General features: G+C 45.8%; 6 protein-coding genes. 4 read left to right on the top strand and 2 right to left on the bottom strand.

Annotated elements, in window-relative coordinates:
• The first annotated feature begins 792 nt into the window (after nucleotides 1-792).
• The gene (locus tag NNC77_RS14430; protein ID WP_153139067.1) at nucleotides 793-1,371 is read left to right on the top strand and encodes a hypothetical protein; all 579 of its coding nucleotides are present in this window, start codon (nucleotides 793-795) and stop codon (nucleotides 1,369-1,371) included.
• 1,136 nt (nucleotides 1,372-2,507) lie between these two features.
• Here the strand turns inward: NNC77_RS14430 and NNC77_RS14425 are convergent.
• A complete protein-coding gene (locus NNC77_RS14425; protein WP_118416959.1) occupies nucleotides 2,508-3,776 on the bottom strand; it encodes a M16 family metallopeptidase in 1,269 nt (422 codons plus the stop codon).
• Nucleotides 3,777-3,896: 120 nt separating this feature from the next.
• Between NNC77_RS14425 and NNC77_RS14420 the strand changes: the two genes are divergently transcribed.
• The 3 genes from NNC77_RS14420 to NNC77_RS14410 all read left to right on the top strand — a co-directional run bounded on the left by NNC77_RS14420 (nucleotide 3,897) and on the right by NNC77_RS14410 (nucleotide 7,559).
• A complete protein-coding gene (locus tag NNC77_RS14420; protein ID WP_118192454.1) occupies nucleotides 3,897-4,832 on the top strand; it encodes a PfkB family carbohydrate kinase in 936 nt (311 codons plus the stop codon).
• Nucleotides 4,833-4,845: 13 nt separating this feature from the next.
• Nucleotides 4,846-6,033, top strand: a complete 1,188-nt coding sequence (locus NNC77_RS14415; protein ID WP_254963516.1) for an FprA family A-type flavoprotein — start codon at nucleotides 4,846-4,848, stop codon at nucleotides 6,031-6,033.
• 275 nt (nucleotides 6,034-6,308) lie between these two features.
• Nucleotides 6,309-7,559: an ATP-binding protein gene (locus NNC77_RS14410; protein ID WP_254971506.1), complete on the top strand. Its 1,251-nt coding sequence runs from the start codon at nucleotides 6,309-6,311 to the stop codon at nucleotides 7,557-7,559.
• A 130-nt stretch (nucleotides 7,560-7,689) separates the two neighbouring features.
• Here the strand turns inward: NNC77_RS14410 and NNC77_RS14405 are convergent, their stop codons facing one another.
• Entirely contained in the window at nucleotides 7,690-8,223 is a 534-nt protein-coding gene (locus tag NNC77_RS14405) for a TIGR00730 family Rossman fold protein (RefSeq protein WP_254971508.1), read from the bottom strand.
• Between the last annotated feature and the right edge of the window lie 97 nt (nucleotides 8,224-8,320).

Genomic DNA, 8,320 nt, shown 5'->3' with positions numbered 1-8,320 from the left:
AGGTAACTGTGGCTCACGATTTAGTAACTGAACTACTTCAATATTCCTCACTCGCTTGCTTTATGCCGATTTGGCAACTTTGTGCAAATCTGCTCATTCCCAACTGTTTACGTTCCAACTTCTCTTATTCTCCTTTGGTTGCTTTAGAGCTTTATGTTAACAAAACTTACTCATAGTTTTCTGCCCCGCAACTCATAGTTTTCCGCTCTAAAAAGCCCTTTTTTCTGCATCGCGATGCATTCCCCGTTCCGTCGCGACGTAACATTTCTTCCGTCGCGATGCAATATTTCTTCCCTCGCGATGCATGATCCATCCCCTCGTGAGGCATCATTTAGCCCCCTTTCCAGCCATCATTTAAGCCTCGTATCAGTCATCATTTATGCCTCGTGCCTGCCTTCATATAAGCCCGTAAAACGGGCTGTAGCAGGGCGTTTGAGCTTTTTCAGCCAAGGCTCAGCCAGCCATCTTTAACAGGCATCGGGAGAACACGCATTTCTGAAGGGAGAGGGGCGCTCTGAGAGCAAAAGGTTAACAGGTTAACAGTTAACACCCCAAAAATGCATACTTCCATCCACACACTTATATAAAAATAAGTATATATATATTATTATATAATAAGGTACGCGAGGGGGCCATGCAAAAAACGGCTGTTAACTGTTAACCCTGTTAACCCCCTCGGCTTCTCTGCCACTTTTAGGAAATTTAAACAAGAATGCTTAGTGGTTTCACCGAAAAACCTTACTTTTGTAACCTGACTGCAAACAAACGTAAAAACAATAATAACAACATAAAATGAAGAATCTCACATTCCATATCGTAGGACTCACCCATAATGACGTGAAAGGCCATGAGGTAGAGTATGCTAAAGAAGCAGAGGGGAGAACCATCTGCCTCGTGCCCGATGACGCCAACACCTTCGACATGCTGGCGGTGAAAGCTTATGACAAACAGCAGCTCATAGGATATGTTTCAGCCCTGGAAGGCGAGGACGTACGTGCCCTCATCATCGCCCGTAAGGAGCGGAACCTGCGGGCGATAGAGGATTTCATCGTATGGAGCGTGAAGTATGATTTGTGGTGCAAGATGCGTTTCTTCGGTAATCAGATGCAGGAGGCGATAGATGCAGACAGCCGCTCTGTGTGTCATACTTCCGGTGTGAGCAATCTTCTTCTCTACGTTCATGACACCTTTGACAAGACTGAGATTCAGAACATCTGTCAGGTTCATGGCACCAAGACGAAGCTTGCCATCCTGCTGTGCAACTGGAAGAAGCGTGGCTTCATCATGAAGAACGAGGACGGCACCTTCACCAAGACCGCCCGTTTCATCGCCAAGTATGGGCACTATGGAACGCCAGGAGTGGCTGCGTAGCGGTGATAAAGGAGTGGGCGTGGTGAAATGCCACGCCCCTCACGTTTTTAGCAGCACGCCCTGAAAGAGCTGAAGCTCCTAGCCCAGGGCACCGCCTTGGGTAATAATGGCAGCACGCCTGTCGCCCTGAAAGGGCAAAAGCTTTAAAATAGCTCGTTTTTGTAATGAGAATGTAAATGTTCTTGACCTTAATCAAGAAAAAAGGGCTTTTTGAAACATTTCTCCTAAAATATTTGTGTGCGCACACAAAAAGTTGTACCTTTGCACCAGAAAAAGAAAAAAGGATAAAAGATTGATTCAGTAAGGATAACTTATGAAATCGATTCGAGACAAGTTTGAGGCCGGTTCGGAACCTGGTTCTGAGATTCGGACGAGGACTTCTGGAAAATCTCGAAGAGACTGATTAAGAGGTTAAAAGAAAGGAAAAAGATTATGGCAATATTCGGGATAATGACAGTAGCAGTAGTAGCATTCGCAGTAGTAGCTTGCGCAGGTATGAACCTCGGAATGAACTGCGGCAAATAAGCTACGAAGCTAAGAGAGCATAGAAATCCTCCTCCGGGAGGTAAGAAATAAAGAGAGTTAAGATTTTGTTAGGTAAAACTACAAGATTGTATATTTAAGATAACAAATTTAAGAAAGGAAAAGATTATGTTAGTATTAGGAATGATTATCGCAGTAGTTGTTGCATGTGTAGCTGAAGTTGGTGCTATTAACAACAAGTTGGCTTAATCGGAGATTAGCCATGCGAAGGGCTCCAAAAGAGCCGAGATTAAAAAATGGCTGGCAGCAATGCACAGCTGAGTAACAGTAGGGAGCCGAAGGGGCTTCCGAAATCAGAGAGGAGAGTAAAAACTCCTTTTCATTTGAAATTCATACTGTCCCCTGAGAGTTTTCGTGATAAATTCTGATTGGGGATTTCATATATAGATTGTTAAAAATTCGTTTTAGGTTTTATAGATTTTCATTTTAGGTTTTTAGGTTTAAGTTTTTAGGTTAATTGTTAGTTGTTTTAAGAAAAAAGCAGTTTTAATTCATTAAATTACGAAGGCAACAACGAGGGAAGTCGCATGACGACCCAAGTTGTTGCCTTCTTTGTTTTCTTATTATTTGAGCTATTTGTTTGAAAATCAACATTATCTGAAAATCAGCGTGGTGAGCCTGTCTTTATCAAACAACTCCTGAGCCACAGCCTGTATCTGTTCGGCAGTAATCTCATCCACCTGCTCGTAGAGTCGGTCTACGTTCTTCTCCCAGCCATAGTGAAGGAAGCTCTTGCCGAAGTCGAGGGCAAAGTTCTCGCGGTTGTCGCAAGCCACGCCTATCTGTCCCTTAATCTGCTTCTTGGCGGCCTTGAGCTGCGCCTCGCTCAGCGGTTTCTGCATGAACTTATCCAGTTCCTTGCGAACCAGACGGAGGCAGCGCTTCACGTCGTGCTCATCGCAGCCGAAATAAATGCTCCATACGCCCGTATCGCCATAAGCCACCATCGTACTCTCTACGGTGTAAACCAGTCCGTTGTGCTCGCGCAGGGCTAGGTTCAGCTTGGCATTCATTCCCGGTCCGCCCAGCATGTTGTTGACCAGATAGAGCGGCATTCTGCGGCTGTCGTTCACATCGTAGGCGCGGGTTCCAATCATCACATGAGCCTGATGCGTATTCTTCTGCATCACAATCGTCTGCCCCTCGAAGGAGTGTTGAGTGTTGAATGTTGAGTGTTGAATGTTGAATTGGGCTTGCGCCTCTGGACTATTGAATTTTTCACTCTTCACTCTTCGTTCTTCACTTAAAAAGCTCTTCTTCAAGAGTCTTACCAGCTTCTTGAAGTCAATGTCTCCGTAAGCGAAGAATATCGCATTATCCGGCCGGTAAAGCTTTCTTGTAAAGCGTAGCGCATCTTCTGTCTTGAACGAGCGAACCTGTTCGGCTGTGCCTAGAATATTGTGGCCCAGCGGCGAACCCTTGAAGATGATATTTTCGAATTCATCATAAATCAGTTCGGCAGGCGAATCGTTGTAACTCTCTATTTCATCGCAGATTACCTCTACCTCCTTGTCGATTTCCGCTTGCGGATAAACCGAATGGAAAACGATGTCGGTGAGCAGATCTACGGCTCTTGCGATGTGCTCCTTGAGGATGGCGGAGTAATAAACCGTGCCTTCCTTGTTGGTGTAGGCATTCAGGTCGCCTCCCACGCTCTCCAGACAGTTGAGAATGTGCCACGCCTTGCGGCGCTCTGTGCCCTTGAAAGTAACGTGCTCGCAGAAGTGGGCAAGTCCTTCTTCGCCCGGCTCCTCGTTTCGGGTGCCGGCGTTAATCTGGTAACCGCAATACACCACCTTGCTGTCTGAAGGCAGGTGGATGATGCGGAGTCCATTATCGAGTGTATAAGTATTGTATTTCATTTCAAGGTGCAAAGTTACACTGAAAATGTAATTTATCCAAAAAAATAGTCATTTATTTTGCATTATCGCCAAAAAGACTTATCTTTGCTCCCAAAAAATAAATATAGACATCAAAAAACAATGCGCAAAGTAATAGGAATAGGAGAAACCGTGCTTGACATCATCTTCAAGGGCGGCAAGCCGATAGAGGCAGTACCGGGTGGCTCATCATTCAATGCAGTCATCTCGTTGGGGCGTGCGGGCGTAAATGCTTCGTTTATCAGCGAGGCGGGCAACGACCGCATAGGAGAGTATGTGATTCAGTTTTTGAGAGATAATGGGGTGAATGCTGACAATGTGAGCATCTTCCCGGAATCGAAGTCGCCGCTCTCGCTGGCTTTCCTCGACGAGAACAACAATGCCGACTACATCTTCTACAAGGATCATCCTCACGACCAGCTGGAGTTTGCCACACCGGAAATCAATCCTGGCGACATCGTGCTCTTCGGTTCGTTCTTCGCTCTGAATCCTGTGGTCCGTCCTCAGGTTGCCGGCTTCCTGGAGTATGCGAAGGAGCACGGCGCCATTCTTTATTACGACATCAACTTCCGTGCTTCTCATCAGAACGAAATCATGAAGATTACGCCTAATCTGATAGAGAACCTGGAGATGGCTGATTTCGTACGCGGAAGCCACGAGGACTTCGGAATCCTCTACAAGAAACCGGAGGCGGATAAGGTTTATAATGCCGAAATCAGTTTCTACTGCAAGAAGTTTATCTGCACTCAGGGCGCTGAGCCTGTAGAGGTTCGTGCCGAGAACGGCTTTGCCAAGAGTTATCTTTCGAAGAAGATGAAGCCGGTGAGCACTATCGGAGCCGGCGATAATTTCAACGCAGGCTTCGTGTTCGGACTGATCAAGGATGGAATCACCCGCGAGGACATCGACCGTGGATTGTCTGAGGCGCAATGGGACAGTCTCCTTGTTTCGGCTCAAGAATTCTCCACCGAATGCTGCAAGGACATCTACAATTATGTTTCCAAGGAATTCGGAGAAGAAAAGAAGAAGGAATTATAAAAATATAAAAGATATGACAGAAATTATAAACAAGATTTATTACGTAGGCGTAAACGACCGCAACAAGCATCGTTTTGAGGGCCTCTGGCCTTTGCCTAACGGAGTGAGCTACAACTCTTATATCATTGACGATGAGAAGGTAGCGCTGGTAGATACTGTAGAGGTTGATTTCTTCACCCAGTTCCTCGAGAACATCCACGAGGTGATTGGCGACCGAGAAATCGATTATCTTATCATCAACCACATGGAACCTGACCACAGCGGCTCCATCGCCCTCATCAAGAAATATTACCCTAACATCAAGATTGTGGGCAACAAGAAGACCCTGGGAATGCTCGAAGGCTTCTATGGCGTAACAGATGACGTGGTAGAGGTGAAGAATGGCGAAACCCTTTCATTGGGCAACCACGAGCTGAGCTTTGTTCTCATCCCTATGGTTCACTGGCCAGAGACCATGGTAACGCTCGATGCAAAGAACAAGGTGCTCTTCTCAGGTGATGCGTTCGGTTGCTTCGGTGCGCTGAACGGCGGAATCATCGATACGGAAATCAACTGCGAGACTTTCTGGCTGGAGATGGTTCGCTACTACTCAAATATTGTGGGTAAGTATGGAATCCCTGTTCAGAATGCCTTGAAGAAGTTGGCTGGCGTGGAGCTGGATTACATTTGCTCAACCCATGGTCCGGTTTGGCATGAGCACATCGAGAAGGTAATCGGCATGTATGATAAGATGTCGAAGTACGAGACGGAGCCGGGCCTCGTTATCTGCTACGGCACCATGTACGGCAATACCGAGCGCATGGCTGAAATCATCGCCCGTGCAGCAAGCAAGGCTGGCGTGAAGAACATCGTAATGTACAACATCTCGAAGACTCACCACAGCTACATCCTGCGCGACATCTTCCGCTACAAGGGCCTTATCGTGGGTGCTCCAACCTACAATGCCGGTCTTTATCACGAGATGGAGGTTCTCCTCTCCGAGCTTGCCAATAAGGACGTTAAGAACCACCTCCTCGGTTGGTATGGTTCTCATTGCTGGGCAAGCAAGGCAGTAGCAAAGATTCAGGAGTGGAACGAAACTAAGCTCCACTACGAGGCTGTAGGCGAGCCTGTAGATATGAAGCAGGCGATTACTCCAGAGGTAAAGGCGCAGTGCGAGGCTCTGGGTAAGGCTATGGCAGAGAAGCTGCTGGCAGAATAAAAGATTTCTTGTTAGAGATTATTATAAAAGAGCGGAATGGCAGCTGGGGTTAACAGAGTTAACAGTTAACAGTTGTTTTTCCGCTCTTTCTTTTGTTTTTTAAGGAACTAATCGAAAACTATTCATTCTAAATGAAAGGTTTTAGATAAAAGTGTTCATTCAAAATGAAAGATTTCTGAAAAATTATTCATTCAGAATGAAAGATTTTTGTTTTTCTCTTGCTACTTTCAGATATTTTTCTTATTTTTGCCCACGAATCATAAAATAGTAGAGCAATGAAAGAACTGTTGAAACAAATAATATTTGAGCAGCAGGACAACTGCAGGCATCTTATGCAGGATGCCATCCCTCGACACATAGAAGAGGAATGGCTTACCACCTCGGAAATCCTTATCATAACTGGTGTAAGACGATGTGGAAAGTCGGTGTTGCTGCAGCAACTGCGTGATAAGTTGGAGGAGAAAGATTTCTTCTTCAATTTTGACGATGAGCGTCTCGTAAACTTTAAGCTTGAAGATTTTGCAACCTTGCAGGAATGCTTCTTTGAGCTTTTCGGCGAGCAGCACACCTATTACTTTGATGAGATTCAAAACATTGCGGGTTGGGAAACCTTTGTGAGGCGCCTTTACAATGAAGGCAATAAGGTGGTGGTGACAGGCTCCAATGCCCGGATGCTGAGCAAGGAGATGGGCACTCATCTCACAGGGCGTTATATCTCTGTGGAGGTTTATCCTTTCTCTTTTGCCGAATACCTGCAGCTGGAGCATATTGAGCCTTCGCAGAAAGATTTCTATCTGATGGCGAGCCGTTCCAAACTGCTGGGTCATTTCCGTGATTTCTTGGAGAGGGGTGGTTTCCCGAAATATCTTCAGACGGGTTCCGTCAGTTACCTGTCCTCACTTTATGAGAGCATTATCTTCCGGGATGTGATGGCTCGCAATGGTCTTACAAACGACAAGGAAATTAAAGAACTTGCATTTTATCTTGCCAGCAATGCCACCAAGCGTGTTACCTATAACTCGCTGGGAAAGATAGTGGGCATTCGCCATCCCGAAACCATCAAGAACTATCTGGAATATATTCAGCAAACCTACATGATATTCCAGTTGTTGAAGTATGCTCCATCGGTAAAGACCCAGATGTTGAGCCCGAAGAAGGTGTATTTTATAGATAATGCCATCATCAGCAGGATGGGTTTCAATGTCACGGATAACAATGGTGTAAAACTGGAGAATGCCGTTTTCATCGAATTGCTGCGAAGGGGTTGTGACCTGTTCTATCATGCCGACAAGAAGGAGTGTGACTTTGTGGTGAGAGAAGGTGTAAGGATTACCCAGGCTTACCAGGTTACGGTGAAGATGGATGATGAGAAGACTCGCAAGCGTGAAATAGAGGGCTTGCAAGAGGCGATGGAAATCTATGATTTGTCTGAGGGTTACATCATTACGCTAAATGAGAAAGAGGAGCTTACCGTGGATGGGAAGACGGTGCATATAATTCCTGCTTGGGAATGGATGCTGAAGTAAACCGTGTTTTTACTCCCCAAAATTGTGTCTGACACAAAAAAACGTCATAAAATGATGTATTATGAAGTAAAGCTACCTTCTACCGAGAAGTCATTCGGCAGAAGGTAGCTTTACTTTTCTATAGAGGGTTCTATCCCTCGCAGAGCTTTGCCAGCTCTTCCAGGTTATCCGCCACTTCAATCACATCCCGCCAATTGCCACGAATCATCCTTTTTTCTGCCATATCGTCCAAAAGGGCGATGGTTGAGTTCCAGAAGCCTTTCATGTTGTAGAGAATCACCATTTTGTGATGGTAGCCGATGGTGTGGGCAGCAGCGATGGTGAAGATTTCATCCAGGGTGCCGACGCCGCCAGGAAGGGCTACGAAGATGTCGCTCTGGGCAAGCATCAGGTCCTTGCGGTCGCTGAGATTATCACACGGAATCTCGATGTCGGGATCAGGAAAGGTTCTGCCGCCTCGCTCTACAAGCGTAGGAACCACACCGATGGTTCTGCCGCCATTCGCCTTTACTGCCTTGCCGATGCAATCCATCAGACCAGAGTTGCAGCCGCCGAAAACCAGGTCGTGGCCGTTCTCAGCCATCCACTTTCCCATCTCTTCAGTCAATGTGAAGAAGTCGGGGTCGATATTCTTATTTGCTGAACAAAAAACTGCTATTTTCATATCTTTATTTTCTATTTGATGATGTTTTATCTGTTGTTATGAATGTTTTATCCGTTTTTTATAAATGTTTTAGGCAAAGGTACGCAAAAATATCGAG

It is taken from the genome of Segatella copri (assembly GCF_024330485.1).
Taxonomy (GTDB): domain Bacteria; phylum Bacteroidota; class Bacteroidia; order Bacteroidales; family Bacteroidaceae; genus Prevotella; species Prevotella copri_L.
This window is presented reverse-complemented; position numbering and strand designations above follow the sequence as displayed.

Bases quoted from the DNA above. Each gene is read 5' to 3' on its own strand.
- NNC77_RS14430 (WP_153139067.1), top strand. From the start codon at position 793: ATGAAGAATCTCACATTCCATATCGTAGGACTCACCCATAATGACGTG.
- NNC77_RS14425 (WP_118416959.1), bottom strand. From the start codon at position 3,776: ATGAAATACAATACTTATACACTCGATAATGGACTCCGCATCATCCAC.
- NNC77_RS14420 (WP_118192454.1), top strand. From the start codon at position 3,897: ATGCGCAAAGTAATAGGAATAGGAGAAACCGTGCTTGACATCATCTTC.
- NNC77_RS14415 (WP_254963516.1), top strand. From the start codon at position 4,846: ATGACAGAAATTATAAACAAGATTTATTACGTAGGCGTAAACGACCGC.
- NNC77_RS14410 (WP_254971506.1), top strand. From the start codon at position 6,309: ATGAAAGAACTGTTGAAACAAATAATATTTGAGCAGCAGGACAACTGC.
- NNC77_RS14405 (WP_254971508.1), bottom strand. From the start codon at position 8,223: ATGAAAATAGCAGTTTTTTGTTCAGCAAATAAGAATATCGACCCCGAC.